Origin of the sequence: Pseudomonas sp. R2-7-07 (genome assembly GCF_003852355.1) — a bacterium.
GTDB lineage: Bacteria > Pseudomonadota > Gammaproteobacteria > Pseudomonadales > Pseudomonadaceae > Aquipseudomonas.
This window is the reverse complement of record NZ_CP027759.1, coordinates 1,977,168-2,001,035: the sequence shown is the minus strand read 5'-3', so window position 1 is coordinate 2,001,035 and position 23,868 is coordinate 1,977,168. Positions and strand designations below refer to the sequence as shown.

27 protein-coding genes are annotated in these 23,868 nt (G+C 61.8%); 11 read left to right on the top strand and 16 right to left on the bottom strand.

Features of this window, described 5'->3' with window-relative positions; translation table 11 throughout:
* Positions 1–32: 32 nt before the first annotated feature.
* Together C4J86_RS09195 and C4J86_RS09190 are read right to left on the bottom strand one after the other, a co-directional pair.
* On the bottom strand, positions 33–380 hold the full coding sequence (locus C4J86_RS09195; RefSeq protein ID WP_124370166.1) for a DUF805 domain-containing protein: 348 nt from the start codon (positions 378–380) through the stop codon (positions 33–35).
* 158 nt (positions 381–538) lie between these two features.
* A complete protein-coding gene (locus C4J86_RS09190) occupies positions 539–1,453 on the bottom strand; it encodes a DUF808 domain-containing protein (protein ID WP_124370165.1) in 915 nt (304 codons plus the stop codon).
* Between the two features lie 135 nt (positions 1,454–1,588).
* Between C4J86_RS09190 and C4J86_RS09185 the strand changes: the two genes are divergently transcribed.
* A complete protein-coding gene (locus C4J86_RS09185; protein ID WP_124370164.1) occupies positions 1,589–2,194 on the top strand; it encodes a TetR/AcrR family transcriptional regulator in 606 nt (201 codons plus the stop codon).
* A gap of 136 nt (positions 2,195–2,330) precedes the next feature.
* Here C4J86_RS09185 and C4J86_RS09180 read toward each other — a convergent pair whose 3' ends face one another.
* A complete protein-coding gene (locus C4J86_RS09180) occupies positions 2,331–2,771 on the bottom strand; it encodes a heme-binding protein (RefSeq protein ID WP_124370163.1) in 441 nt (146 codons plus the stop codon).
* A gap of 254 nt (positions 2,772–3,025) precedes the next feature.
* Here C4J86_RS09180 and gcl point away from each other — a divergent pair, with 254 nt between their 5' ends.
* The 9 genes from gcl (at position 3,026) to C4J86_RS09135 (ending at position 13,898) form a co-directional block, all read left to right on the top strand.
* The gene (gene gcl / locus C4J86_RS09175) at positions 3,026–4,801 is read left to right on the top strand and encodes a glyoxylate carboligase (protein ID WP_124370162.1); all 1,776 of its coding nucleotides are present in this window, start codon (positions 3,026–3,028) and stop codon (positions 4,799–4,801) included.
* A gap of 10 nt (positions 4,802–4,811) precedes the next feature.
* Positions 4,812–5,594 (top strand): hydroxypyruvate isomerase, encoded by a 783-nt coding sequence (hyi, locus tag C4J86_RS09170; RefSeq protein ID WP_124370161.1) that lies wholly within the window; start codon positions 4,812–4,814, stop codon positions 5,592–5,594.
* Positions 5,595–5,769: 175 nt separating this feature from the next.
* On the top strand, positions 5,770–6,660 hold the full coding sequence (locus C4J86_RS09165) for a 2-hydroxy-3-oxopropionate reductase (protein WP_124361963.1): 891 nt from the start codon (positions 5,770–5,772) through the stop codon (positions 6,658–6,660).
* A 178-nt stretch (positions 6,661–6,838) separates the two neighbouring features.
* Positions 6,839–8,119, top strand: coding sequence for a glycerate kinase (locus tag C4J86_RS09160; RefSeq protein ID WP_124370160.1), 1,281 nt, complete (start codon positions 6,839–6,841; stop codon positions 8,117–8,119).
* Positions 8,109–9,524 carry a pyruvate kinase gene (gene pyk, locus C4J86_RS09155; protein ID WP_124370159.1) on the top strand — a complete coding sequence of 472 codons (1,416 nt, stop codon included), beginning with the start codon at positions 8,109–8,111 and terminating at the stop codon, positions 9,522–9,524. The genes C4J86_RS09160 and pyk overlap by 11 nt, the downstream gene beginning before the upstream one ends.
* Before the next feature lie 105 nt (positions 9,525–9,629).
* Positions 9,630–10,505: an urea transporter gene (locus C4J86_RS09150; protein WP_124370158.1), complete on the top strand. Its 876-nt coding sequence runs from the start codon at positions 9,630–9,632 to the stop codon at positions 10,503–10,505.
* Positions 10,506–10,536: 31 nt separating this feature from the next.
* Positions 10,537–11,361: an ion transporter gene (locus tag C4J86_RS09145; protein ID WP_124361959.1), complete on the top strand. Its 825-nt coding sequence runs from the start codon at positions 10,537–10,539 to the stop codon at positions 11,359–11,361.
* Positions 11,362–11,457: 96 nt separating this feature from the next.
* Positions 11,458–12,462, top strand: a complete 1,005-nt coding sequence (locus C4J86_RS09140; protein WP_124370157.1) for a sulfate ABC transporter substrate-binding protein — start codon at positions 11,458–11,460, stop codon at positions 12,460–12,462.
* 239 nt (positions 12,463–12,701) lie between these two features.
* Entirely contained in the window at positions 12,702–13,898 is a 1,197-nt protein-coding gene (locus tag C4J86_RS09135; RefSeq protein ID WP_124370156.1) for an MFS transporter, read from the top strand.
* Here C4J86_RS09135 and C4J86_RS09130 read toward each other — a convergent pair.
* The 3 genes from C4J86_RS09130 to phnN form a co-directional block, all read right to left on the bottom strand.
* Positions 13,895–14,299 (bottom strand): type II toxin-antitoxin system HicB family antitoxin, encoded by a 405-nt coding sequence (locus C4J86_RS09130; protein WP_048729935.1) that lies wholly within the window; start codon positions 14,297–14,299, stop codon positions 13,895–13,897. The two genes, C4J86_RS09135 and C4J86_RS09130, sit on opposite strands and share 4 nt — an antisense overlap.
* 11 nt (positions 14,300–14,310) lie before the next feature.
* On the bottom strand, positions 14,311–14,499 hold the full coding sequence (locus C4J86_RS09125; RefSeq protein ID WP_057722727.1) for a type II toxin-antitoxin system HicA family toxin: 189 nt from the start codon (positions 14,497–14,499) through the stop codon (positions 14,311–14,313).
* A 180-nt stretch (positions 14,500–14,679) separates the two neighbouring features.
* Positions 14,680–15,246, bottom strand: coding sequence for a phosphonate metabolism protein/1,5-bisphosphokinase (PRPP-forming) PhnN (gene phnN, locus C4J86_RS09120; RefSeq protein WP_124361954.1), 567 nt, complete (start codon positions 15,244–15,246; stop codon positions 14,680–14,682).
* A gap of 659 nt (positions 15,247–15,905) precedes the next feature.
* Between phnN and C4J86_RS09115 the strand changes: the two genes are divergently transcribed.
* Entirely contained in the window at positions 15,906–16,169 is a 264-nt protein-coding gene (locus C4J86_RS09115; RefSeq protein ID WP_124370155.1) for a DUF6124 family protein, read from the top strand.
* A 158-nt stretch (positions 16,170–16,327) separates the two neighbouring features.
* Here the strand turns inward: C4J86_RS09115 and C4J86_RS09110 are convergent, their stop codons facing one another.
* From C4J86_RS09110 to ccmA, 10 genes are all read right to left on the bottom strand, one after another.
* Complete coding sequence (locus tag C4J86_RS09110) at positions 16,328–16,723, bottom strand: hypothetical protein (RefSeq protein WP_124370154.1); 396 nt, start codon at positions 16,721–16,723, stop codon at positions 16,328–16,330.
* A gap of 15 nt (positions 16,724–16,738) precedes the next feature.
* Positions 16,739–17,923: a c-type cytochrome biogenesis protein CcmI gene (gene ccmI, locus C4J86_RS09105; protein WP_124370153.1), complete on the bottom strand. Its 1,185-nt coding sequence runs from the start codon at positions 17,921–17,923 to the stop codon at positions 16,739–16,741.
* A complete protein-coding gene (locus C4J86_RS09100) occupies positions 17,916–18,389 on the bottom strand; it encodes a cytochrome c-type biogenesis protein (RefSeq protein WP_124366413.1) in 474 nt (157 codons plus the stop codon). Before C4J86_RS09100 ends, ccmI begins: the two co-directional genes overlap by 8 nt.
* Positions 18,386–18,922 carry a DsbE family thiol:disulfide interchange protein gene (locus tag C4J86_RS09095; RefSeq protein ID WP_124361949.1) on the bottom strand — a complete coding sequence of 179 codons (537 nt, stop codon included), beginning with the start codon at positions 18,920–18,922 and terminating at the stop codon, positions 18,386–18,388. Before C4J86_RS09095 ends, C4J86_RS09100 begins: the two co-directional genes overlap by 4 nt.
* A complete protein-coding gene (locus tag C4J86_RS09090) occupies positions 18,919–20,904 on the bottom strand; it encodes a heme lyase CcmF/NrfE family subunit (RefSeq protein WP_124366411.1) in 1,986 nt (661 codons plus the stop codon). The genes C4J86_RS09095 and C4J86_RS09090 overlap by 4 nt, the downstream gene beginning before the upstream one ends.
* Positions 20,905–20,907: 3 nt before the next feature.
* Entirely contained in the window at positions 20,908–21,375 is a 468-nt protein-coding gene (gene ccmE, locus C4J86_RS09085) for a cytochrome c maturation protein CcmE (RefSeq protein WP_124370152.1), read from the bottom strand.
* Complete coding sequence (gene ccmD / locus C4J86_RS09080) at positions 21,372–21,548, bottom strand: heme exporter protein CcmD (protein ID WP_071487711.1); 177 nt, start codon at positions 21,546–21,548, stop codon at positions 21,372–21,374. The genes ccmE and ccmD overlap by 4 nt, the downstream gene beginning before the upstream one ends.
* Entirely contained in the window at positions 21,545–22,300 is a 756-nt protein-coding gene (locus tag C4J86_RS09075; RefSeq protein WP_124370151.1) for a heme ABC transporter permease, read from the bottom strand. The genes ccmD and C4J86_RS09075 overlap by 4 nt, the downstream gene beginning before the upstream one ends.
* A gap of 84 nt (positions 22,301–22,384) precedes the next feature.
* A complete protein-coding gene (ccmB, locus tag C4J86_RS09070; RefSeq protein WP_124361944.1) occupies positions 22,385–23,053 on the bottom strand; it encodes a heme exporter protein CcmB in 669 nt (222 codons plus the stop codon).
* The gene (ccmA, locus tag C4J86_RS09065; RefSeq protein WP_124370150.1) at positions 23,050–23,685 is read right to left on the bottom strand and encodes a cytochrome c biogenesis heme-transporting ATPase CcmA; all 636 of its coding nucleotides are present in this window, start codon (positions 23,683–23,685) and stop codon (positions 23,050–23,052) included. Before ccmA ends, ccmB begins: the two co-directional genes overlap by 4 nt.
* Positions 23,686–23,868 lie beyond the last annotated feature (183 nt).

The following is a 23,868-nucleotide window of genomic DNA, read 5'->3' as shown; positions in this document are numbered from 1 at the left end:
CCTTTTTTATTGCACTGGCTTTACTCAATTACTTAGCTGACATTTTTATTAGGAGGTACACCGTAATCGTTATTCCCCTTATCGCCCTGAGTGAGCAACTGGATGGACACCATTATAAAACCAACGACCGGTATCAAAAACCAAAGTGCATACGCCCCCGTGATGTTCACATCATGAAGCCTCCGGAATGTCACTGACACCGCAGGGGGGATCATAAACAGCACATAAAAGCCAAATGGGACGATAAACCAAGGACTCGAAGAAACATCTGCCAGGTACGCTATCAAAATAGAGCCCCAAATCACCATGATGTCCATCACCACAAACGCCCAGTACTCTCTTCTACAGGCTCGCCCACTGAACTTGATATAGTTTTTCATCGCTTGAAAACACCAGTTCATCCTTAACCCCCTGTCGATCCATTTTTTTATCGCGCCTCTACACATGAAGAAGCGCAACGCATCCTATAAATGCCTGAAAAATCGAACTGTAGGATTAAGCTTAAACAGCGTTTCAAGCTGTACTCGATGCGAACTAATCAGCGTTTCGCTGCTCGCCATGCTTTGCCAAGTATTGATACAACCGCCAGCACGACGGCCCCTGCAATAATCCCCGCCACCGCATTCAGCAATGTCGGCATCAACCACGCCAGCGCCCCGGTGTTCTGGCTCACGGTTTCGATCCAATGATGCACCACCGGCACGCCATGAGTCAGGATCCCGCCGCCGACCATGAACATCGCCGCCGTGCCGATCACCGACAGGCTTTTCATCATGTACGGTGCCGCACTCAAGATGGCGCCGCCAATACTGCGCGCCACTTGGCCCGGCTTCTGTGTCAGCCACAGCCCAAGGTCGTCGAGCTTTACGATACCCGCGACCAACCCGTAGACGCCTGCGGTCATGACAATGGCGATGCCCGACAGCACGATCACCTGCTGGGTAAGCTGGGCGTCAGCGACGATGCCCAGGGTGATGGCGATGATTTCGGCCGACAGGATGAAGTCAGTGCGGATCGCGCCTTTGATCTTGTCCTTTTCGAAGGCCACCAGGTCCGTCGCCGGGTCGGCCACCGCTTCGCTTAACTGCGCGTGATCGGCCTGGTCTTCTGCCTTGCTGTGCAGGAACTTGTGCGCGAGTTTTTCAAAACCTTCGAAGCACAGGTAAGCGCCGCCCAGCATCAATAACGGGGTCACAGCCCTGGGGGCGAAGGCGCTGATCAACAACGCCGTGGGCACCAGGATCAACTTGTTGACGAAAGAGCCCTTGGCCACCGCCCACACCACGGGAATTTCGCGCTCGGCGCGCACGCCGGAAACTTGCTGGGCGTTGAGCGCCAGGTCATCACCGAGCACACCCGAGGTTTTCTTCGCCGCCATTTTTGTCATCAGTGCAACGTCATCGAGTACCGCGGCGATATCGTCGAGCAAAACCAACAAGCTGCTTCCTGCCATGAATCGGGTATCCGTAAAGTGAGAGATGGCGCGAGCATAGCGCGGCGCAACGCTTTGCGGGCACATTGTTGAGGCCCGCGGATGGCCGGTGCTACCATGCGCGACCGCCTGTCCTGGCAAGGAAGTTCCTGGTTTATGAGCACCATTCGCGAGCGCAACAAAGAAAAGATCCTGCGGGCGGCAAGCGAGGAGTTTGCCGACAAGGGCTTCGCCGCGACCAAAACCAGCGACATCGCCGCCAAGGCAGGGCTGCCCAAGCCCAACGTCTACTACTACTTCAAGTCCAAGGACAACCTCTACCGCGAGGTGCTCGAGAGCATTATCGAACCGATCCTGGCCGCTTCCACGCCATTCAACCCCGAGGGCGAGCCCAAGGAAGTATTGAGCAACTATATTCGCTCGAAAATCCGCATCTCCCGCGACCTGCCGTTTGCTTCCAAGGTGTTCGCCAGCGAAATCATGCACGGCGCTCCCCACCTCAGTGCCGAGCAGGTCGAACAGCTCAATGCCCAGGCCAAGCACAATATCGACTGCATCCAGCATTGGGTGGAACGTGGCCTGATCGCGAAGATCGAGCCTAATCACCTGATGTTCAGCATCTGGGCGGCGACCCAGACCTATGCCGATTTCGACTGGCAGATTTCGGCGGTGACCGGCAAGGCCAAGCTGGATGAGGCGGATTATGAAGCGGCGGCGCAGACGATTATTCGGTTGGTGCTCAAGGGGTGTGAGCCGGACTGATGCACCGCAGTGCCTGGGCTAATCGGGGGCAAGCCCCCTCCCACACTTTGATTGGGTTCGCAGATTTCTGTTTGTGAATACAGTCAAATGTGGGAGGGGGCTTGCCCCCGATGAGGTTCTGACAGTCACTCAATACTCAAGCTGACACCCCCGCATCCGCCATCAACCCCACCCCCTCGATCGCCGTGATCGCGCACTGCTCATCAATATCCGATGTATCCCCGCTGATCCCGATCGCCCCCAGCACCACACCGTCCTGATTCCGGATCAATACCCCACCCGGCGCCGGCACCACGCTGCCCTGCCCCAGGCTGTTCAGCGCCGCGATAAACGCCGGCCGCTGCTGCGCATCCAGCGCCAGCAGCCGTGAGCCTTTGCCCAGGGCAATCGCGCCCCAGGCTTTGCCGATGGCGATCTGCGGGCGCAGCAGGCTGGCGCCGTCTTCGCGTTGCAGGGCGACCAAGTGGCCGCCACTGTCGAGCACCGCGATGGTCAGTGGCGCGGCGGCTATGGTGCGGCCTGCGACCAGGGCCTGGCTGGCCAGTTGGGTGGCAAGTTTCAAGGTTAAAGCGCTCATGGTGCCGTCCTTCTTTTTATTGGAAATGCGGTGGAGGTCTGTTTGATCAGCTGCTTGATCGAACAAATAGAACACAATGACATTTGTTTTTGTATACAATATTTGCAAACAAATCGTCCATACGTCGAAAAAAGCCGTTCCGACGAACGCAAAGGCCAATTTATAAAATGCATTGACCTGCGCAGCTCGCCGTGAATACACTTTGTCCAGACACCACTTGTATACAATTACAAAACGCAAGAGGCACCAAAACCATGAGCAAAATGAGAGCAATCGAAGCCGCCGTCCTGGTGATGCGCCGTGAAGGGGTAGACACCGCCTTCGGTATCCCAGGCGCCGCGATCAACCCGTTGTATTCGGCCTTGCAGAAGGTGGGTGGCATCGATCACGTCCTTGCTCGCCACGTTGAAGGCGCCTCACACATGGCCGAGGGCTACACCCGCACTAAGGCCGGCAATATCGGCGTGTGCATCGGCACCTCGGGCCCGGCGGGCACTGATATGGTCACCGGCCTGTACAGCGCCTCGGCCGACTCGATCCCGATCCTGTGCATCACCGGACAAGCGCCCCGCGCGCGGATGCACAAGGAAGACTTCCAGGCCGTGGACATCACCAGCATCGTCAAGCCGGTGACCAAGTGGGCGACCACCGTGCTCGAACCCGGCCAGGTGCCCTACGCGTTCCAGAAAGCCTTCTATGAAATGCGCTCCGGCCGTCCTGGCCCAGTGTTGATCGACCTGCCGTTCGACGTGCAGATGGCCGAAATCGAATTCGACATCGACGCCTACCAGCCGCTGCCCCTGGCCAAGCCATTGGCGACACGCATCCAGGTGGAAAAGGCCCTGGCCCTGCTCGACCAGGCCGAACGCCCACTGCTGGTGAGCGGTGGAGGTATCATCAACGCTGACGCCAGCGAGTTGCTGGTGGAATTCGCCGAGTTGACCGGCATTCCGGTGATCCCGACCCTGATGGGCTGGGGCACTATCCCTGACGATCACCCGCAGATGGTGGGCATGGTCGGCCTGCAAACCTCCCACCGCTATGGCAACGCGACGATGCTCAAGTCGGACGTGGTGCTGGGCATCGGCAACCGCTGGGCCAACCGCCACACCGGTTCGGTAGAGGTGTATACCGAAGGCCGCAAATTCATCCACGTCGACATCGAGCCGACCCAGATTGGCCGCGTATTCACCCCAGACCTGGGCATCGTGTCCGACGCCGGCGCCGCGCTGACGATGTTCATTGAAGTCGCCCGCGAGTGGAAAGCCGCCGGCAAGCTCAAGGACCGCAGCGCCTGGCTCCATGATTGCCAGCAGCGCAAGGCCACTCTGCACCGCAAGACCCACTTCGACAACGTGCCGGTCAAGCCGCAACGGGTGTACGAAGAGATGAACCAGGTGTTCGGCAAAGACACCTGCTACGTGAGCACCATCGGCCTGTCGCAGATCGCTGGCGCGCAGTTCCTGCATGTATACAAGCCACGCCACTGGATCAACTGCGGCCAGGCCGGGCCCTTGGGCTGGACGATTCCGGCGGCGCTCGGGGTGGTCAAGGCCGACCCGAGCCGCAAAGTGGTGGCCCTGTCGGGCGACTACGACTTCCAGTTCATGATCGAAGAGCTGGCCGTGGGCGCGCAATTCAAGCTGCCGTATATCCACGTGGTGGTGAACAATTCCTACCTGGGTTTGATCCGCCAGGCGCAACGCGGTTTTGAAATGGACTACTGCGTGCAGCTGTCTTTCGACAACCTCAACGCTCCCGAACTCAACGGCTATGGCGTGGACCACGTCGCGGTTGCCGAAGGCCTGGGTTGCAAAGCCTTGCGCGTGTTCGAGCCGAGCCAGATCCAGCCAGCGCTGCGCCGCGCCCAGGAAATGCTCGAAGAATTCAAGGTGCCGGTGATCGTTGAGATTATTCTGGAGCGCGTGACCAATATTTCCATGGGCACCGAGATCAACGCCGTCAACGAATTCGAAGACCTGGCCCTGGTCGGCAATGACGCCCCGACCGCCATTTCCCTGCTCGATTAAGGAGAACCCTATGCCGCGCTTTGCCGCCAACCTGTCCATGCTGTTTACCGAGCAGGATTTCCTTGCCCGCTTCAAAGCGGCCGCCGATGCCGGCTTCGAAGGGGTGGAGTACCTGTTCCCGTACGAATTCAGCTCAGCTGAGATCAAGGCGCAGCTCGACGCCAACGGCCTGACCCAGGTTCTGTTCAATCTGCCGGCCGGTGACTGGGCCAAAGGCGAACGCGGCCTGGCCTGCCACCCCGACCGGGTCGAGGAATTCCGCGCCGGAGTCAAGCTGGCCATCGCCTACGCCCAGGTGCTGGGCAATACCCAGGTCAACTGCCTGGCGGGCATTCGGCCGCACGGCGTGGATGACGAAACCGTGGAGAAAACCTTCGTCGCCAACCTCAAGTACGCCGCCGACAAATTGCAGGCAGCGGGCATCAAGCTGGTGATGGAGATGATCAACACCCGCGACATTCCGGGTTTCTACCTCGACACCACCGCGCAGGCTCTGTCGATCCGCGAGCAGGTGGGCAGTGACAATCTGTTCCTGCAATACGACATCTATCACATGCAAATCATGGAGGGCGACCTAGCCCGCACCATGGCCACGCACCTGGGTGTGATCAACCACATTCAGTTGGCCGACAACCCAGGGCGCAACGAGCCGGGCACCGGTGAGATCAACTACCGCTTCCTGTTCGAGCACTTGGACCGCATCGGTTACACGGGATGGGTCGGCTGTGAGTACAAGCCGCTGACCACCACCGAAGCGGGGCTTGGCTGGCTCAAAAGCCACAATGCCATCTAGCAGACACAACACCAAACAATGTGGGAGGGGGCTTGCTCCCGATAGCAATGTTTCATTCGAAAGGTGTGTCGACTGATGCACCGCTATCGGGAGCAAGCCCCCTCCCACATTTGGACCCGCTGTGTTTGGCAGACCTCACCCAGTCTGCCTATCGAATAAAAAAGAGGACTTCATCATGGCTAAAATCGGATTTATCGGCACCGGCATCATGGGCCAACCCATGGCCGCGAACCTGCAGAAAGCAGGTCACCAACTGTTTCTCTCCGAACATCATGGCAAGGCCCCGGCTGAACTGATCAGCGCCGGCGCGGTGGCCTTGGCCAACCCCCAGCAAGTCGCCCAGGAAGCCGAGTTCATCATCGTCATGGTGCCCGACACTCCACAGGTCGAGGACGTGCTGTTGCGCGCCGACGGCGTGGCCGCCGGCCTGTCGCCGAACAAGGTGGTGATCGACATGAGCTCGATCTCCCCCACCGCCACCAAGGCGTTCGCTGCGAAGATCAATGCGACCGGCGCGCAGTACCTGGATGCCCCAGTGTCCGGTGGTGAAGTCGGCGCCAAGGCCGGCACCCTGAGCATCATGGTCGGTGGCGAACCACAGACCTTCGAGCGCGCGCTGCCGCTGTTCCAGGCGATGGGCAAGAACATCACCCTGGTGGGCGGTAACGGGGATGGCCAGACCGCCAAGGTCGCCAACCAGATCATCGTGGCCCTGAATATCCAGGCGGTGGCCGAAGCGCTGCTGTTCGCCTCGAAAAACGGCGCCGACCCGGCCAAGGTGCGTGAAGCGCTGATGGGCGGCTTTGCCTCGTCGAAGATCCTGGAAGTGCATGGCGAACGCATGATCAAGGGCACCTTTGACCCAGGCTTTCGTATCAACCTGCACCAGAAGGACTTGAACCTGGCCCTGGCCGGGGCGAAAGAGTTGGGGATCAACTTGCCGAACACCGCCGGCACCCAGCAAGTGTTCAGCACCTGCGCGGCGCTTGGTGGCGGTAACTGGGACCATTCGGCACTGATCAAGGGGTTGGAGCATATGGCGAATTTCTCGATTCGCGATAAATAAGCCGCAATGAAATGCGACTCAGTGTGGGAGGGGGCTTGCCCCCGATAGCAGTGTTTCAGTCACATCATCTAAACCTGACACACCGCAATCGGGGGCAAGCCCCCTCCCACATTTGGCCCTCATTTCATCGTTGGATTGTTGCACCTCTAATAACAAGAATTTCCCCCGGAGCCCGCTTATGTCGGTCGATCCGCAACACCTGCTTCGCGAGCTGTTTGCCACAGCCATCGACGCCGCCCACCCCCGGCAAGTCCTTGAACCTTACCTGCCCGCCGACCGCAGCGGCCGGGTGATCGTGATCGGCGCCGGCAAGGCCGCAGCCGCCATGGCGCTGGTTGTGGAGGACTGCTGGCAGGGCGAGGTTCGCGGCCTGGTCGTCACCCGCTACGGCCATGGTGCGCCGTGCCAGAAAATCGAAGTGGTCGAGGCCGCCCATCCCGTGCCCGACGCTGCCGGCCTCGCCGTGGCCAAGCGCGTGCTGGACCTGATCAGCCATCTGACCGAAGACGACCGCGTGATTTTCCTGCTCTCCGGCGGCGGTTCCGCGTTGCTCGCCCTGCCCGCCGAAGGCATCACCCTGGCCGACAAGCAAAGCATCAACAAAGCCCTGCTCAAATCCGGCGCCACCATTGGCGAGATGAATTGCGTGCGCAAGCACCTCTCGGCGATCAAGGGTGGGCGGTTGGCCAAGGCCGCGTGGCCGGCCACGGTCTATACCTACGCGATTTCCGATGTACCGGGCGACCAGGCCACGGTGATCGCCTCCGGCCCCACGGTCGGCGACCCGAGCACTTCGCAACAGGCCCTGGCAATTCTCAAGCGCTACGGCATCGACGTGCCCGCCTCGGTGCGCAACTGGTTGCAGGACCCTGCGTCGGAGACCGTCAAGCCTGGTGACCCGCTGCTCGCCCGCAGCCACTTCCAGTTGATCGCCCGGCCGCAGCAATCCCTGGAAGCGGTGGCGGTAAAAGTACGCCAGGCCGGGTTCAGCCCGCTGATCCTCGGCGACCTCGAAGGTGAAGCGCGCGACGTGGCCAAGGTGCACGCCGGCATTGCCCGGCAAATCGTGCAGCACGGCCAGCCATTAGCGGCACCCTGCGTGATTCTCTCCGGCGGCGAAACCACCGTCACCGTGCGCGGCAATGGCCGTGGCGGGCGCAACGCGGAGTTTCTGCTCAGCCTCACCGACAGCCTCAAGGGCCTGCCCGGCGTCTATGCCCTGGCCGGCGATACCGATGGCATCGACGGCTCGGAAGACAACGCCGGCGCGATCATGACCCCGTGCAGCTACCGCCGCGCCGAAGCCCTGGGCCTGAGCGCCAGCGACGAGCTGGACAACAACAACGGCTACGGTTATTTCGCCGCGCTCGACGGGCTGATCGTCACCGAGCCGACCCGCACCAACGTCAACGACTTCCGCGCCATCCTGATCCTCGAGACTGCCAAACATGACGCCTGACAAGAAGGTCAAAATCCTCGCCACCCTGGGCCCGGCCACTGATGGGATCGATGACATCCGCGAGCTGGTGGAAGCCGGGGTGAATATCTTTCGCCTCAACTTCAGCCATGGCGACCACGCCGATCACGCGCAGCGCTACCAGTGGATTCGCCAGGTGGAGCGCCAGTTGAACTACCCGCTGGGCATCCTCATGGACCTGCAAGGGCCCAAGCTGCGCGTCGGGCGCTTTGCCGAGGGCAAGGTGCAACTGGTGCGCGGCCAGGCGCTGCGCCTGGACCTGGATGAAACACCGGGCGATCAGCGTCGGGTCAACCTGCCCCACCCGGAAATCATCGCGGCACTGGAGCCGGGCATGGAGCTGTTGCTGGACGACGGCAAGCTGCGCCTGCGCGTGCTCACCAAGCATGCCGATGCCATCGACACCACGGTGCTCAATGGCGGCGAGTTGTCCGATCGCAAAGGCGTGAACGTGCCGCAGGCGCTGCTGGAACTCAGCCCGCTCACCGCCAAGGACCGTCGCGACTTGGCGTTCGGCCTGGAATTGGGCGTGGACTGGGTGGCGCTGTCGTTCGTGCAGCGCCCGGAAGATATCCGCGAAGCCCGCGAGCTGATCGGCGACAGGGCGTTCCTGATGGCCAAGATCGAGAAGCCCTCGGCGGTGCAACGGCTGCGGGAAATCGCCGAATTGAGCGACGCGATCATGGTGGCCCGCGGCGACCTGGGCGTGGAAGTGCCGGCCGAAAGCGTGCCGCAGATCCAGAAGGACATCATTAAAACCTGCCGCCAATTGGGTAAGCCGGTGGTGGTGGCGACACAGATGCTCGAGTCCATGCGCTTTTCCCCGGCGCCGACCCGCGCCGAAGTCACCGACGTGGCCAATGCGGTGGCAGAAGGCGCGGACGCGGTGATGCTGTCGGCGGAAACCGCGTCGGGCGAGTACCCGCTGGAAGCCGTGCAGATGATGAGCAAGATTATCCGGCAAGTTGAAAACGGCCCGGACTATCAGGCCCAGCTGGATGTCAGCCGGCCCAGGGCGGACGCCACGGTGTCGGACGCCATCAGCTGTGCGATCCGGCGTATCAGCAGCATCCTGCCGGTGGCGGTGCTGGTGAACTACAGCGAGTCGGGCGCCTCCAGCCTGCGCGCGGCCAGGGAGCGGCCGGTGGCGCCGATCCTCAACCTCACGCCGAACCTGTCCACGGCGCGGCGTTTGAGCGTGGCGTGGGGGGTGTACTCGGTGGTCAATGATCGGCTGCGCCAGGTGGATGAGGTGTGTTCGACGGCGCTGGAGATCGCCCAGGCCCAAGGGATGGCGCAACGCGGGGATACGCTGGTGATTACCGCCGGGGTGCCGTTTGGACAGTTGGGGTCGACCAACTCGCTGCGTATCGAAACCCTACTGTAGGAGCGAGCTTGCTCGCGAAGAACGTCAACGATGACGCAGGCATCCTGAATGCACGCGGTGCCCTTGGGTTTTTCGCGAGCAAGCTCGCTCCTACAGGGAGCTGCCATGCACAACTCCACCTGCCCCGACTGGGCCGAAGCCCTGCTCAACGGCTTCAGCCAGATTTTTCTCCAGCGCCATCCGCTGTGTGGCCTGCTGTGCCTGCTGGCGATCCTGATCGGCGCCCCGGCGTTGCTCGGCGGTGCCTTGCTGGGCGGCGTCGCGGGTTTGCTCACGGCCCAGCGCCGGGGTTACCCCAAGGCCGAACGCCAGGCCGGGCTGTATAGCTACAACGGCGTATTGCTGGGCTTGTTGATCAGCCAGCACTTCGCCTGGTCGGCCCTGGTGCCGCCGCTGATTCTGGCGTGCGGCGGTGTGAGCGCGATGCTGGTGCGGCAGTGGTTGAAATACGCCGCCCAACCCCAGGATCTGCCCGCCTACACCGCACCCTTTGTCGGCCTGGGCTGGTTGTTGCTGGGCACCATGGCGCCCGCTACCTTGGCCCTGATCGAGCCCGATACCCTGACGGTACTCGGCGCCCCGTTCACCGGCCTGGCCCAGGTGATGCTGCTCGACCACCCCCTGGCCGGGGCCTTGATCGCCGTCGGTCTGCTACTGGCTGACCGCCGCGCCGTCGCGTGGTCACTGCTCGGCGCCATCGCCGGCGTACTGGTCGCCTTGCTGCTGGGCGAAACCAGCGGTGCCCTGCTCGGCCTGCACAGCTACAACCCGGCGCTCGCCGCCCTGGCGCTGAGCCAGGCACGACGCCAACCCTGGTTGCCGCTGCTCGGCATCGGGCTGGCCATTCTGCTCACCCCAGGTTTTGCCGCGCTGCACCTGCCGGCGCTGACCGCGCCGTTCATTCTCAGCTGCTGGCTGGTGCGCGCCAGCCAGCGAATGCTGCGCACACCGCGCATGGACAGGCCGTTCGAATCCCCCTAGGCTTTGCCGATATTCACTTCAGGCGGGATTTATGGACAGCAACAACGACTGGCGCCAGCGGCTCTACGTCATGGTTTTTCAAAGCGACACCGTCGCCGGGCGACGCTTTGACGGCATCCTGTTGTTGATCATCCTCGCCAGCCTGGTGATCGTGATGCTCGACAGCATCGACCAGATCCACCAGAACTACGCCGACGTGCTGGCGTATATCGAGTGGGGCTTCACCCTCATCTTCCTGATCGAGTACGGCCTGCGGCTTTACTGCTCGCCCAAGCCGTTGCGCTATGCGTTCAGCTTTTATGGGCTGGTGGATCTGCTCGCCATCGTCCCCGGCATCCTCGCGTTGTACTACAGCGACGCGCAGTACCTGCTGATTATCCGCATCATCCGTATGCTGCGGATCTTCCGCGTACTCAAGCTCAGCCCCTACCTCAAGCAGGCCAACTACCTGATGGCGGCGCTGCGCGGCAGCAAGCAGAAGATCGTGGTGTTCCTGGTGAGCGTGTGCACCCTGGTGACGGTGTTCGGCACCTTGATGTACGTGATCGAGGGCCCGGAACACGGGTTTACCAGCATTCCCAAGGGCATCTATTGGGCGATCGTGACGCTCACCACCGTGGGCTTTGGCGACATCGTGCCCAAGACACCGCTGGGCCAGGTGATTTCCTCGCTGGTGATGATCACCGGTTACTCGATCATTGCCGTGCCCACCGGGATATTCACCGCAGAGCTGGCGAGCGCCATGCGCGGTGAGCAGCTGCAAACCGACTGCCCGGTGTGCAAGAAGAACAGCCACGAGCCGAATGCGGCGTTTTGCTCACGCTGTGGCAGCAATCTCTTTAAGAAAGTGGAATAAGCAAAGTTCTTTTTAATCTTTAAGCGACTATGCGGCCCCGGCTATAGTTGCTGGCATTGTGCCTCCCCTCTTCTCTCGAACAACAAGGAATGAGCAGTGAAAAACATCCTCAGCGCCTCTCTCCTGGCCGCCGGCCTGGCCCTGGCCGGCGCCGTCCAGGCGGCACCGGTTACCCTGCTCAACGTCTCCTACGACGTGATGCGCGATTTCTACAAGGACTACAACGCCGCCTTCCAGAAGCATTGGGACGCCGAGCACCCGAATGACAAGCTGACCCTGCAGATGTCCTTCGGCGGCTCCAGCAAACAAGCGCGCTCGGTGATCGACGGCCTGCCGGCGGACGTGATCACCATGAACATGGCCACCGACATCAACGCCCTGGCCGACAACGGCAAACTGGTACCGGACAACTGGGTCACCCGCCTGCCGAACAACAGCGCGCCGTTCACCTCGGCCACGGTGTTCATCGTGCGCAAGGGCAACCCCAAAGCCCTGAAAGATTGGCCCGACCTGCTCAAGGACGGCGTACAGGTGATCGTGCCCAACCCGAAGACCTCGGGTAACGGCCGCTACACCTACCTGTCGGCCTGGGGCTATGTGCTGAAGAACGGCGGCGATGAAGAAAAAGCCAAGGCCTTCGTCGGCAAGCTGTTCAAACAGGCGCCGGTACTCGACACCGGTGGCCGTGCCGCTACCACCACCTTCATGACCAATCAGATCGGCGACGTGCTGGTCACCTTTGAAAACGAAGCGGAAATGATCGCCCGCGAGTTCGGGCGTGATCAGTTCGAAGTGATCTACCCAAGCGTCTCCGCCGAAGCTGAGCCGCCGGTGTCGGTGGTGGACAAAGTGGTCGAGAAAAAAGGCACCCGCGAGGCCGCTGAAGACTACCTGAAGTACCTGTGGTCTCCCGAAGGCCAGGAAATCGCCGCCAACAACTACCTGCGCCCGCGTGACCCGGCAGTGCTGGCCAAGTACACCGACCGTTTCCCGAAAGTCGACTTCCTGTCGGTAGAGAAAACCTTTGGTGACTGGCGCACGGTGCAGAAAACCCACTTCAATGATGGCGGCGTGTTTGACCAGATTTACTCCGGTCAGTAAGCGTTTCAGTCGGATATACGCGCTAAAACTGTGGGAGGGGGCTTGCCCCCGATAGCGGTGGGTCAGTCAGCACAGGCATTGACTGATGCACCGCCATCGGGGGCAAGCCCCCTCCCACATTGGTTTTGTGTAGCGTCATTATTTCGCGGCATGACAGGTATCACCGCAAGCGACCTACTCACTGCCGGCCGATGTCTTTACTCTCTCATCCCATCGTCCTTCGCCTGTATGAGAACCCCATGAATGCTACCCCCCACGCTACCGGCACCATGACCCGAGGCATGGTCATGCTGTTTGCGTTTTGCTGCGGCGCCATCGTCGCCAACATCTATTACGCGCAGCCGATCATCGAACTGATCGCCCCGGACATCGGGCTCACGCCGGCCATGGCCAGCCTGATTGTGTCGCTGACGCAGATCGGCTATGCCCTGGGCCTGTTCTTCCTGGTGCCGCTGGGCGACCTGCTGGAAAATCGCAGGCTGATGATCATCACCACCGTAGTGGCCATCGCCAGCCTGCTGGGCGCCGCGTTCACCGAGCAGCCCAACCTGTTTTTGCTGGTGTCGCTGCTGATCGGCTTCAGTTCGGTGTCGGTGCAGATCCTGATTCCGTTGGCCGCGCACCTGGCGCCTGCCGAGTCCCGTGGCCGGGTGGTCGGCAGCATCATGGGCGGGTTATTGCTGGGCATTCTGCTGGCGCGGCCGGTGTCCAGCGTGGTGGCGGACCACTTCGGCTGGCGCGCGATGTTCATGGCGGCGGCAGCATTGATGGTGTTCATCAGCGTGGTGTTGATGCTGACCATTCCCAAGCGCCAGCCGGACCACAGCGCCAGCTACGGCCAATTGCTGGGCTCGCTGGGCAGCCTGTTGCGCCACCAGCCGGTACTGCGCCAGCGCGCGTTTTACCAGGGTTGCATGTTCGCCACCTTCAGCCTGTTCTGGACCGCTGCCCCACTGGAGCTGGCACGAAACCATGGCCTGACCCAGAGCGAAATCGCGCTGTTCGCCTTGGTCGGTGCCCTGGGTGCCATCGCGGCGCCCATCGCCGGGCGCCTGGCGGACGCCGGCCACACCCACCGTGCGTCGCTGCTGGCGATGCTGTTTGCCGCGTTGAGCTTCCTGCCGGCCTTCGTGCACCCGCTGTACAGTGTGATCGGCCTGGCGGTGACCGGCGTGGTGCTGGACTTCTGCGTGCAGATGAACATGGTCCTCGGCCAGCGCGCCGTCTACGCCCTCGACGCTCAAAGCCGCAGCCGCTTGAACGCGCTGTATATGACCAGCATCTTCATTGGCGGCGCCTTCGGCTCGGCGATTGCCAGCAGCGTGTATGAACACGGCGGTTGGCTGGGGGTGATGCTGGTGGGCAGTGCGTTCCCGCTGGTGGCGTTGTTGCGGTTCCTCAGTGCGTCGCGGCAGGTGACGGTCGCAACCGCTTAAGACCGCACCAACTTCTCCAACGCCGCGTCCGCCAGAAATGACGAGCGGCTTTTGACTTTATGCTCGCGCACGTAACGGTCGATACGCTGGATGACATAGCCGGGCAAGGTCACATTGACCTTCTCGGTCTTGCCCAGATAGGGCGAGATATCCAGTTCCAACATGCCCCAGCCCATGCCGGCGTAGTCTTCATGGGCGTGATGATTGGCGACTGAGGTTGGCATCGGAATCACTCCGCCCTCGGCGGCGATCTCCTGCAGCATGATGTGTGCAACCTCCACGGCCGCGTTATACGCCTCTTCAAAACTGTCCCCGGCGGTGACAGCACCCGGAATATCGGGGATCTGGATACCGGTGGCGGTGAAGTCATCGCCCCATTCGATACAGATTGGGTATTGCATGCATGCTCTCCTTAAAACTGAAACAGCCCGGCGCGTTTCCTGATGCTTCTGACGGTGCCCAAGGGAAGATCCTTCTTCGGATGAGGCACCGGGATCGTGTACGGGTTATAGCGGTGGGTAAAAATGTGATGGCTGCCGGTGACGCGATCCAGCACCCAACCCGCTTCCAGCAATTCCTTGATCAATAGCCTGCTTTGCACCGCCGCCTCCTTGGCTCGGACCGGATAAAAATAACTCTAGAGTTATCTTTACTCAAGCACAGAATTGACTGGTCTGACTGGCGGTTGTTTTACTGAATATGCACAACGGAAGGCGCGCCTGGTGGCGCGGTGGGTGATATCAAAGAGATCTAGGATAGGCGTTTCGACGCAGTATCGGGCTCAGGCCGAGTGCCCATGGGCCAGGCAACACAGCAAACGCTCGACGGTATGCTCCAACGGGCCGGAATTATCCAACACGAATAACCCTTCGCCATTGGCGGTGATCAGTTCCTCGGTGAACCGCACGTTGCGTGCCAGGCGTTCCTCAATATCGGCCAATGACTCACGTGCGCGTGCGATCAAACGCTGGCGCAACACCACCTGATCGACCGTCAGCAACAACACCAGCAACGTCGGATAACGCTCACGGGTTTGCGCCAGGTGTGCGCGCGAACCATTGACCAGCACGTCCTCCCCGGCCGCCAGCCATTCATCGATCTGCTTGGGAATGCCGTAGGACAACCCATTGGCCTGCCAACTGAGGGCAAATTCGCCTTGCGCCTGCATCGCCGCAAACTGCGCCGGGCTCACGCCCAACGCCGCTTCACCCACCGCTTCCGCAGACCGGGTGATGACGCGGCGCACAATGCGGCAACCGCGCTCGGCCAACCGTGGGCGTGCGGCCTCCAGCAAGCTGTCCTTGCCCGAACCTGAGGGTCCGATGAGATAGATCAACCTGCCTGCCATTACCACATCCTCTTTGCTTGCTTGCGCACTGGTTGGCCCACTGTACCGGTTTGCCCGGTACCGCAGAGTATATCCAGCGATTGCTCGGCAACCAGGTCGGCGGTGGTCACCTTACCGGGAAAGCGTGAGCCATGACAGACGTGGGTGGCTGAGCTGCTTGCTGGTCTCACGCTTGAGCCAGACAGGATCGTTCCCACGCTCTGCGTGGGAATGCTGCCCTGGACGCTCCGCGTCCTGCTTTTTGCGCACTGGTGACGCCAAGCGTCACGGGATGCATTCCCACGCTCTGCGTGGGAACGATCAAGCGTGGGCCGTGACAGGCGTGGATGGTCGCGCTGCTTCCTCGTCTCAATCAGACGGCGCAACGCTTGATCCAGACAGGAATTTTCCTACGATCTGCGTGGCTTGCAGTTGCTATAACGCACCGTTAGCCTCTCGCAGTCGCTGCTCATCAGCGATCAGGCTTGGTCGCCTGGGTTAGAATGGCGCACCGTGCCGCGCAAGCGGCATTCTTGTGTTCGCGTTATGGCGAGCTGTGCGCGGGAGGGCTTAGGGCCCTGCCGGGTTTCCATTCCCTGGTCGACCAACCTGCGTACAGCTCGCCACCCTTCTGCTTGGTCGCGGATGGGGTGAGCTCCAACTGAATGGAGACTGACTGCATGAAAAAGGTTACGCCAAATCCCCCATCATTCCGCTCGGATGACCTTTCACAAACCCCACCCAACCTCATCTTCACCGTCCGACCCGGCCTCGCGTTGAGCAATGCCTGCGAGATGCTGGAGTCGGCGACTGTCTGTGCGTACGACTGCGCCGAGCGTCTGGATGGCTCAGGCCGCAAGCAGGTGCTGGCGGTCGTACAGATGATGGAAATTGCGCAGTTGTTGGTGAATGAAGCGTTGAACCGGGAGTGTCCCGTAGCTTGATAACAAGATCGTTCCCACGCTCTGCGTGGGAATGCCGCCCTGGACGCTCCGCGTCCTGCTTTTTGCGCACTGGTGACGCGGAGCGTCACGGGATGCATTCCCACGCGGAGCGAGGGAACGATCAGATTAGAAAAAGGCGACCCTCAGGTCGCCTTGTGTCATTGCGCGTACTGCTTGCTCAACCCCGGCGGCACGCCTTGCACGTTGGTTTCTTCCCACGGCCCGTTCGGGCTGATGGAGCGGCTCCAGCCGTTGCTCCAGCGGTAGTAGGTGCGCTGGCGGTAGAAGGTGTCGGGCTGGTCGTCGAGTACGTAGACCTGCATCTTGCCGTCCCAGTGGCTGGCCGCGCCCGGTGGTGGGGCGAAGGTCGGCGATTTGGTTGGCAGTGGTTTCGGCGGCGGAGTGACCGGGCCGGAGGGTTTGGTGGTCGGTTGCGTCGACGGGCCGGACGGCGGGATGGTCGGGCCGGAAGGCGCAGGAGGTGGCCGGTGGACCGCACAGGCGCTCAGGCCCAGCACAAGGCTGAGCAGGGTGATACGTGCAAATGCGGTCATGGGCGTTTCCTCGAATTACTTATCCGGACTGTCGATGGTCAGCTGCTGCAGTGCAGTGGTGTTGCTGGCCAGGGGTTGGCTGCGGCCGATCCACTCGCCAGCGGTTGGAACACCTGCCCGGGATATGCGCGCAACCAGTTGGACTTCAGGGAAGTTGGACAGTTTCAACTGCGGCATCATCGCGTCGGCATCGCCCAGTTCCACGGTGACGGGCAGTTCGGCAACGCTGACACGCTTGGCCGCCAGAGGCGCCGGCGGGCCGCTGACGGCGCGGGCAAAGATGAACACGCTGTCGCCGGGCAGGGCCTTGGCTTTCACTTCGGCGGACAGGCCCACGCGCACTTTCAGCACGGCTTTTTGCGCGACAGTGCCGCCACTCTCCCTGAGCTTTTGCGCCGCGCGATCGATACCGCCTTGCAGCGCAACGCGGGAATTGTCTTCGGGGGGCAGTTGCGCCAGCAGACGATTCCAGTAATCGATAGCCTCCTGATAGCGCTGGCCTTCGAAGGCGGCGATGCCAAGCAGGCCAAGGCTGGTGACTTCCTTTGGATCGAGCTTCAAGGCTTCGTCGGTCAGCGCCTGGACCTTGGGTGACCACTGCTTGTTGTCAGCAAAATATTGCGCCTGAGCCCACTGCCCGAGCAGTTCGGGCTGGCGCCCGGCCAGGGCCACGGTGCGTTCGAAGACGTTGGCGGCATCGGCCGCACGGTCCTGGGCCATGTAGGCGCGCCCCAGGAAGTACAACCCTTCTGCTGAATCCGGCTGCGCGGCGGCGGCGCGTTCCAGGCGTCGGGTCATGTCGGCCATGGACACTGGGGGTTGGGAGAACTCACGGGCCAGTTCGACTTTGTCACTCGCGCCAAAATGCAGATACATGCCCAAGCCCAGCACCGGTACCAACACCGCCGCCAGTAATGGCAGCGGTTTGCCCAGGCGGGATTCGCGAGGCTTTTCCAGGCCCTCGGTGTCGGCCAGCAACTCACGCGCCGCTTCGGCGCGGCCGGTATCGAGTTGCGCGGCATTCAACACGCCTTCGTCCTGCTGCACTTGCAGCTCAGCGACACGTTCTTGATACAGCGCCACGTTCAGCGCGGTGCGGTCCTCTTCACGCTGGGCGCGGCGGCCGCGCAAAACAGGGATCAACAGGAAACTCAGGGCAATCAACAGCAGCAGGCCGGCTGCGAGCCAGAAATCAATCATCAGTCTTGGTGTCCAGCAAGTGGTCGAGACGTTTACGCTCTTCAGGGGACAGCGCATCGGCGCCATCGGCAGGCGCGGCACGGCGGCGGCGCACGATCACGGCCATCACCACCACGCCGGCCAGCAACAGCCCGGCAGGGCCGAACCAGAGCAGCGCGGTCTTGCCGGTCAGGGCCGGTTTATAGCGCACGAAATCACCGTAGCGGTCGACCATGAAGTCGATGATCTGCTGGTTGTCCTTGCCCTCCCCCAGCATGCGGAAGATCTCTTTGCGCAGGTCGGCAGCGATGGGCGCGTTGGAATCGGCGATGTCCTGGTTCTGGCATTTGGGGCAGCGCAGTTCCTTGGTCAGCTCGCGAAAACGCTCACGCTCGGCGTCGTTGGCAAATTCATAGGTGTCGATGGCGGCGTGGGCCACACCGATCAGCCCCAGCGCCAGGACAGCGGCAGCCAACAGGCGCTTCATGGTTTGGCCTCATCAACCAGGGCCTGGTATTTGGCGGCCAGTTGTTCGCGCCAGACCACTTCGTCGATCACGCCGACATACTTGTCGCGGATCACGCCCCTGGCATCGATAAAGAAGGTTTCCGGGGCGCCGTACACGCCCAGGTTCAGGCCGAGGTTACCGTCCTCATCGCGAATATCCAGCTGGTACGGGTTGTGGAATTCGGCCAACCACTTCAAGGCCGCGGCATTGTCGTCCTTGTAGTTGATGCCGTAGATCACCACACCGTTCTCGGCCAGTTTATTCAGCACCGGGTGTTCGACGCGGCAGGAGATGCACCAGGTGCCCCACACGTTGACCAGCGCCGGTTTGCCCAACAGGTCGGCGCGGGACAGCTGCTTGTCGCCCTGCACATTGGGCAGCGAGAATTCCGGGAACGGCTTGCCGATCATTGCCGACGGCAACTCGGCCGGGTCCAGGTACAGGCCGCGATAAAGGAACACCGCCACCACCAGGAACGCGGCCAGCGGCAACACCATCAACCAACGCTTCATACCGCTGCTCCCATACCGAGGGCTTCACGCACCCGACTCTTGACCTTGACCCGATAGCGCCGGTCCAGCGCGGCAAGCAAGCCACCGAAACCGGTCAGCAAACCGCCAAACCAGATCCAGCGCACGAACGGTTTCACATGCACGCGCACCGCCCAGGCGCCGTCGCCCAGCGGTTCACCGAGCGCCACATATAGATCACGGGTGAAACCCGCGTCGATGCCCGCTTCGGTCATCATTGAGCTCTGCACCGTGTACAGGCGTTTCTCCGGATGCAGCACGGCGATTTCCTTGCCGTTGCGCACGACGCGCACAGTGCCTTTGTCTGACGTGAAGTTCGGCCCTTCGAAATGCTTGGCGCCTTCAAAGATGAAGTGATAACCGGCCAGATCCATGGACTCACCCGGTGCCAGACGCAGGTCGCGCTCGGCGCTGTTCTGGCTCGACAGCACCACACCCAGGGCACACACGGCGATGCCGAGGTGGGCGATCTGCATGCCCCAATAGCTGCGAGTCAGCGTCGGCAGGCCTTTGATCAAGCCCTTGTGGCGGGTCTTGTCGGCGATGTCGCGCACACCGGCCAACAATACCCAGGCCGCGAGCAGGAACGTGGCGAGCACCGCCCAGTTGAAATCGCCGTAGGCCACCCCGGCGATCACGGCCAGGGCCACACTGCCCAGCAGCACCGGCATCAGCATGCCGGCCAGCCATTTCACCGGGGTGTCTTTCCAGCGCACCAGCATGCCGACCGCCATCACCACCATCAACAGGCCCATCAACGGAATGAACAAGGCGTTGAAGTACGGCGGGCCGACAGACAGCTTGGCCCCGCTCAAGGCATCCAGCACCAACGGGTACAGGGTGCCGAGCAGGATCATCGACGCGGCCACCACCAGTACCAGATTGTTACCGAGCAGCAAGGTTTCCCGCGACCACAGGTTAAAGCCGACCTGGCTCTTGACCACCGGTGCACGCAGGGCGAACAGCGTCAGCGAACCGCCGACCACAAACAGCAGGAAGATCAGGATGAACACACCGCGCGCAGGGTCCGACGCAAACGCGTGCACTGACGTCAGCACGCCCGAACGCACGAGGAAGGTGCCGAGCAGGCTGAGGGAAAATGCCGCGATGGCCAGCAGCACGGTCCAGCTCTTGAACACGCCACGTTTTTCGGTGACGGCCAGGGAGTGAATCAGCGCGGTGCCGACCAGCCAAGGCATGAAGGACGCATTTTCCACCGGGTCCCAGAACCACCAGCCGCCCCAGCCGAGTTCGTAGTAGGCCCACCACGACCCCAGGGTGATGCCGATACCCAGGAAGGCCCAGGCGACGATGGTCCAGGGACGCGACCAGCGTGCCCAGGCCGCATCCAGGCGCCCGCCGAGCAACGCGGCGATGGCGAAGGCAAAGGCCACCGAAAAGCCGACATACCCCATGTAAAGCATCGGTGGGTGCACGATCAGCCCGATGTCTTGCAGCAGTGGGTTGAGGTCATGCCCGTCCATCGGAACCTGCGGCAGGATGCGGCTGAACGGGTTGGACGTCATGATCAGGAACAGCAGGAACCCGATGCTGATCATGCCCATCACCGCCAGCACCCGCGCCAGCATCACTTGCGGCAATTGGCGCGAGAACACCGATACGGCGAAGGTCCAGCCGCCGAGGATCAACGCCCACAGCAGCAGCGACCCTTCGTGGGCGCCCCACACGGCGCTGAACTTGTAGTACCAGGGCAGCGCGCTGTTGGAGTTATTGGCCACATAGGCGACGGAAAAATCGTCGGTCATGAAGGCGTAGGTCAGGCAGCCGAAGGCGAACAGCAGGAACGCGAACTGGCCCCAGGCGGCCGGCTGCGCCAGGCTCATCCACAGGCGGTCGCCGCGCCAGGCACCGAGCAGCGGCACCACGGCCTGGACGACGGCGAAGCACAGGGCGAGGATCATCGCCAACTGGCCCAGCTCAGGAATAAACAGTGCGGACGTCATCGCTTAGCCCTCCTTGGCAGGTGTTGGCATTGAGCCAGGCGCGGATTGGCCGCTGTCTTTCAACGCTTTGGTGACTTCCGGCGGCATGTATTTTTCATCGTGCTTGGCCAGCACTTCATCGGCCACCACCACGCCGTTGGCGTTGAGCTTGCCCAAGGCGACGATGCCCTGGCCTTCGCGGAACAGGTCCGGGAGGATGCCGCGATAGGTGATGGTCACGGCTTTGTTGAAGTCGGTGACGACGAAGGTCACGTCCAGGGAATCGCCGGAGCGTTTCAGCGAACCCTTCTCCACCATGCCGCCGGCGCGGATGCGCGTGTCCACCGGCGCTTCGCCATTGGCGATCTGGGTCGGGGTGTAGAACAGGTTGATGTTCTGCTGCAGGGCACTCAGGGCCAGGCCCACGGCAATGGCGACGCCGGCGAGGATGGCAAGGATGATCAACAGACGCTTTCGGCGCAACGGATTCACTTATCGGTCTCCCGGCGCAGACGACGCGCCTCTTGTTGCAGGTAACGCTTGCGCGCCAGGATCGGCGCGGCGACGTTGAGGGCCAGCACCGCCAGGCAGATGCCATAGGCCGTCCAGACATACAGGCCGTGATGGCCCATGGCGAGAAAATCGCTGAATGAAGCAAAACTCATGCAGGCGCTCCCAGGCTGGCTTGAACTTCGGCCTTGACCCAGCTGGTGCGAGCCTCACGCTTGAGCACTTCCAGGCGCATGCGCAGCAGCAGCACCGCGCCGAAGAAACAGTAGAAACCCAGCACCATCAGTAGCAACGGCGCCCACATTTGCACCGGCATTGCCGGCTTTTCGGTGAGGGTGAAGGTGGCGCCCTGATGCAGGGTGTTCCACCACTCTACCGAGTATTTGATGATCGGGATGTTGATCACGCCGACAATCGCCAGCACCGCGCAGGCCTTGGCGGCGCTGTCACGGTTGCTGATCGCGTTGCCCAGGGCAATCAGGCCGAAGTATAGGAACAGCAGGATCAACATCGACGTGAGCCGCGCATCCCACACCCACCACGAACCCCAGGTGGGTTTGCCCCAGATCGCGCCGGTGACCAGCGCCACGGCGGTCATCCACGCACCGATCGGCGCGGCACATTGCAGGGCGACGTCGGCAAGCTTCATCTTCCAGACCAGGCCGACGATGCCGCACACCGCCAGCATTACGTAGCAGGACTGCGCCAGCATGGCGGCGGGCACGTGGATATAGATGATGCGAAAGCTGTTGCCTTGCTGGTAGTCCGGCGGCGCGAAGGCCAGGCCCCAGACCAGGCCGGTGCCGATCAGCAGCACGGCGGCGACGCTCAACCACGGCAGCAGCCTGCCGCTGATGCCATAAAACCATTTGGGCGAGCCGAGCTTGTGAAACCAGGTCCAGTTCATTGCTGTTTCTCACGGTTGCTGCTTGTCGTGGCAAGCAGCTTAGGGTCTTTACTGGCCAAGCGTGTAACGCCTGACCAGACCTCATTATTCGCCGACGCTGATCTTCAGGCCGGCCGCTATGGCAAAGGGTGTCAGGGTTACCGCCAGGGCGGCCAGGCTGCCAAGCCACAGGAGGTAACCGGTCGCCGGCATGCCCATCAGCGCAGCCTGCAAAGCACCGCTGCCGAGGATCAGAACCGGGATGTACAACGGCAGAATCAGCAGGGCCAGTAACAGGCCACCGCGCTTCAACCCGACGGTCAACGCTGCGCCCACCGCCCCCAACAGGCTGAGCACTGGCGTACCGAGTAACAAGGACAGGAGCAACACCGGCAAGCATTCAACCGGCAAACCCAGCATCAGCGCCAGCAGCGGCGAAAGCAAGACCAGCGCGAGGCCGGAAAAGGCCCAGTGTGCCAGTACCTTGGCCAATACCAGAAGGGGCAAAGGGTGCGACGAAAGGACCCATTGCTCCAGGGAACCGTCTTCGAAATCACTGCGAAACAGCCCGTCCAGCGAGAGCAGCACGGATAAAAGCGCCGCGACCCACACCAGTCCGGGGGACAAGGTTTGCAACAGTTTAGTCTCGGGACCGACCGCCAAGGGGAACAAGGCAACCACGATGGCGAAGAACACCAGCGGGTTGGCCAGTTCTGCCGGGCGACGGCACAACAGGCGGGCTTCGCGGGCGACCAGCAGCGCAAAGACGCTCATGCCGACCACCGCCCCAGATCCAGTTCACGGTAACCGGCGGGCCTGCGCGCCAGGGTGTGGTGGGTGGTGAGCACCACCAACCCGCCCTGCTCGCAATGCCGGGCCAGGTGTTCTTCCAATTGGGTCACGCCTTGTCTGTCGAGAGCGGTGAACGGCTCGTCGAGAATCCACAGCGGCGGGCCCGGCAAGTACAGGCGCGCCAGCGCGACACGACGCTGCTGGCCGGCGGAGAGGGTGTAACAGGGCACGTCTTCAAAGCCCTTGAGACCGACAGCGGCCAGGGCCTGCCAGATGGCATCGCGGCCAGCGGGATGATGCAACGCGCTGAGCCAACTGAGGTTTTCTTCTGCGGTGAGTACGTCCTTGATCCCGGCGGCGTGGCCGATCCAGATCAGGTTGCGGGCCAACTCGGTGCGCTGTTCATGCAGGGGCTTGCCGTTAAGCCGAACCTCGCCTGCCGTCGGCTGCATCAACCCGGCCAGCAAGCGCAGCAGGCTGGTCTTGCCACTGCCGTTGGGGCCGCTGATTTGCACCATGTCGCCACCCGCCAGGCGCAATTCGAGGTGTTCGAACAGCAGGCGCAGGTCGCGTTCACAGGCAAGCGCTACGGCTTCAAGAAGAGGGCTGGTCAAGAGATCGCGGGCCTTTACGGTTCAAGTCGGCGGTGCAGCGGCCGTTATAGAGAAATGCACAATAACGGCTTTGGCGACCGATTTTAGAGAGCTGGATCAAATAGTTGTGAGGTTTTTACCGCTCTCGTTGCAGACGGGCGGCATTATACATGCGATGCCCTACTCTAAAGAGGGCAATTTCCC

What these genes read in the sequence shown, in the direction of transcription:
- C4J86_RS09195 (WP_124370166.1), bottom strand. Translation starts at nt 380, where the DNA reads ATGAAAAACTATATCAAGTTCAGTGGGCGAGCCTGTAGAAGAGAGTAC.
- C4J86_RS09190 (WP_124370165.1), bottom strand. Translation starts at nt 1,453, where the DNA reads ATGGCAGGAAGCAGCTTGTTGGTTTTGCTCGACGATATCGCCGCGGTA.
- C4J86_RS09185 (WP_124370164.1), top strand. Translation starts at nt 1,589, where the DNA reads ATGAGCACCATTCGCGAGCGCAACAAAGAAAAGATCCTGCGGGCGGCA.
- C4J86_RS09180 (WP_124370163.1), bottom strand. Translation starts at nt 2,771, where the DNA reads ATGAGCGCTTTAACCTTGAAACTTGCCACCCAACTGGCCAGCCAGGCC.
- gcl (WP_124370162.1), top strand. Translation starts at nt 3,026, where the DNA reads ATGAGCAAAATGAGAGCAATCGAAGCCGCCGTCCTGGTGATGCGCCGT.
- hyi (WP_124370161.1), top strand. Translation starts at nt 4,812, where the DNA reads ATGCCGCGCTTTGCCGCCAACCTGTCCATGCTGTTTACCGAGCAGGAT.
- C4J86_RS09165 (WP_124361963.1), top strand. Translation starts at nt 5,770, where the DNA reads ATGGCTAAAATCGGATTTATCGGCACCGGCATCATGGGCCAACCCATG.
- C4J86_RS09160 (WP_124370160.1), top strand. Translation starts at nt 6,839, where the DNA reads ATGTCGGTCGATCCGCAACACCTGCTTCGCGAGCTGTTTGCCACAGCC.
- pyk (WP_124370159.1), top strand. Translation starts at nt 8,109, where the DNA reads ATGACGCCTGACAAGAAGGTCAAAATCCTCGCCACCCTGGGCCCGGCC.
- C4J86_RS09150 (WP_124370158.1), top strand. Translation starts at nt 9,630, where the DNA reads ATGCACAACTCCACCTGCCCCGACTGGGCCGAAGCCCTGCTCAACGGC.
- C4J86_RS09145 (WP_124361959.1), top strand. Translation starts at nt 10,537, where the DNA reads ATGGACAGCAACAACGACTGGCGCCAGCGGCTCTACGTCATGGTTTTT.
- C4J86_RS09135 (WP_124370156.1), top strand. Translation starts at nt 12,702, where the DNA reads ATGAATGCTACCCCCCACGCTACCGGCACCATGACCCGAGGCATGGTC.
- C4J86_RS09130 (WP_048729935.1), bottom strand. Translation starts at nt 14,299, where the DNA reads ATGCAATACCCAATCTGTATCGAATGGGGCGATGACTTCACCGCCACC.
- phnN (WP_124361954.1), bottom strand. Translation starts at nt 15,246, where the DNA reads ATGGCAGGCAGGTTGATCTATCTCATCGGACCCTCAGGTTCGGGCAAG.
- C4J86_RS09115 (WP_124370155.1), top strand. Translation starts at nt 15,906, where the DNA reads ATGAAAAAGGTTACGCCAAATCCCCCATCATTCCGCTCGGATGACCTT.
- C4J86_RS09110 (WP_124370154.1), bottom strand. Translation starts at nt 16,723, where the DNA reads ATGACCGCATTTGCACGTATCACCCTGCTCAGCCTTGTGCTGGGCCTG.
- ccmI (WP_124370153.1), bottom strand. Translation starts at nt 17,923, where the DNA reads ATGATTGATTTCTGGCTCGCAGCCGGCCTGCTGCTGTTGATTGCCCTG.
- C4J86_RS09100 (WP_124366413.1), bottom strand. Translation starts at nt 18,389, where the DNA reads ATGAAGCGCCTGTTGGCTGCCGCTGTCCTGGCGCTGGGGCTGATCGGT.
- C4J86_RS09095 (WP_124361949.1), bottom strand. Translation starts at nt 18,922, where the DNA reads ATGAAGCGTTGGTTGATGGTGTTGCCGCTGGCCGCGTTCCTGGTGGTG.
- C4J86_RS09090 (WP_124366411.1), bottom strand. Translation starts at nt 20,904, where the DNA reads ATGACGTCCGCACTGTTTATTCCTGAGCTGGGCCAGTTGGCGATGATC.
- ccmD (WP_071487711.1), bottom strand. Translation starts at nt 21,548, where the DNA reads ATGAGTTTTGCTTCATTCAGCGATTTTCTCGCCATGGGCCATCACGGC.
- C4J86_RS09075 (WP_124370151.1), bottom strand. Translation starts at nt 22,300, where the DNA reads ATGAACTGGACCTGGTTTCACAAGCTCGGCTCGCCCAAATGGTTTTAT.
- ccmB (WP_124361944.1), bottom strand. Translation starts at nt 23,053, where the DNA reads ATGAGCGTCTTTGCGCTGCTGGTCGCCCGCGAAGCCCGCCTGTTGTGC.